This window comes from Streptomyces sp. WAC06614 (assembly GCF_003949795.1).
Taxonomy (GTDB): domain Bacteria; phylum Actinomycetota; class Actinomycetes; order Streptomycetales; family Streptomycetaceae; genus Streptomyces.
In genome coordinates this window covers 1-1,418 of sequence record NZ_RPRY01000660.1, presented here as the reverse complement: position 1 = coordinate 1,418, position 1,418 = coordinate 1, and the positions used below count along the sequence as shown (strand labels likewise).

1 protein-coding gene is annotated in these 1,418 nt (G+C 77.9%); it reads left to right on the top strand.

Features of this window, described 5'->3' with window-relative positions; genetic code table 11:
- Positions 1-1,295 (top strand): tetratricopeptide repeat protein (locus tag EF918_RS35710; protein ID WP_125652977.1); only part of this gene is annotated, 1,295 nt, incomplete at its 5' end.
- Between the last annotated feature and the right edge of the window lie 123 nt (positions 1,296-1,418).

Here is a 1,418-nt window from a genome sequence, read left to right as displayed (position 1 = left end):
GCCCAGGCGGGCAGCGGCGGCAGGGCCGCGGCAGCGGCCCGGGCACCTTTGCGGGCCTCGGCCGCCCGGACCCGGCCCTGGACCCGCGCACCCAGCCGTACGGGGTCCGGGTGCCGGGCGGCGTACGCGGCGTCGGCGGCGTGGGCGGTGGCACGGCGGGTGGCGTGGTGGTCGGCTCGGGCGGCTCGGTGGCCGGGGTGACGGCCGGGGGCACGGTCGGTGCGGTGGCCGTGCTGACGGCGGGGGGCACCGTCGGCGCTGCGGCCGGTGGCACGGTCGGTGCCTCGGCCGGTGGCACGGCCCACGGCCCGGTGGCCGGCGGACCCGGGTCCGGGGACGAGCGGGATCCGGCCACTCTCGCCGCCGGTTTCACCGCGGCCTTCGCCCTCACCCGGACGGGCCGGCTGACCGACGCCCTGCCCGCGCACACCCGGATCGCCGAGGCCCGGGCCGAGGTGCTGGGCCCCGACCATCCGGACACCCTGGCCGCCCGCCAGGAGGTGGCGTACGTCCTGGACCAGCTCGGCCGGCACCAGGAGGCGCACGAGGCCTACCGTGCGGTGCTCGCCGCCCGCGAGCGGACCATGGGCGCGCACCACCCCGAGACCCTGCGCTGCCGGCACAACCTCGCCTGCAACCTCAGCCGCATGGGCCGCCCCCGGGACGCCTTCCGCATCGCCGACGAGGTCGCCACCACCCGGGGCCGGGTGCTCGGCCAGGACCACCCCGACACCCTGCTCACCCGCTACGAGGGCGCGTACGCGCTGGGTCAGCAGGGCCGTTGGCAGGAGGCCCTGATGGCCTTCCGGGACATCGCCGCCGCCCGTGAGCGCACCCTGGGCCGGGACCATCCCGACACCCTCGCCGCCCGCTACGAGGTCGGCGTCGCGCTCGGCCGGCTCGGGCGCAGCGTCCAGGCCTACGACCTGTTCCGGGCGCTCGTACGCGACCGTACCCGGGCGTACGGGGCGCTCGACCCCGAGACCCTGCGCGCCCGGCACGTCCTCGGGGTCAACCTGGGCCGGATGGACCGCTGGGAGGAGGCCGTGGCCGAGGCCCGGGAGGTGGGCCTGCTGCGCGCCGAGGCGCTCGGCGCCGAGCATCCCGACACCCTGGCCAGCCGCCGTGAAGTCGCGGTGGGCCTGGGCCGGCTGGGGCGCTGGCAGGAGGCGCTGACGCAGTACCGGGAGATCGCCGGGGTCCGCGAGCGGACCCTCGGCCCCGAACACCCCGACACGGTGGCCGCCCACGCCGACGAGGCGCACTGTCTGGAACGGCTCGCCCAAGTGGTCTAGGCGGGTGTGCCGGACGGGGCGGATGTGCTAGGCAGGTCGCCATGACCGACAGCCGAGGGTTCCGGCAGGACGTGTACGACGCCGTGGTCGTGGGCGGTGGGCACAACGGGCTGGTGGCCGCCG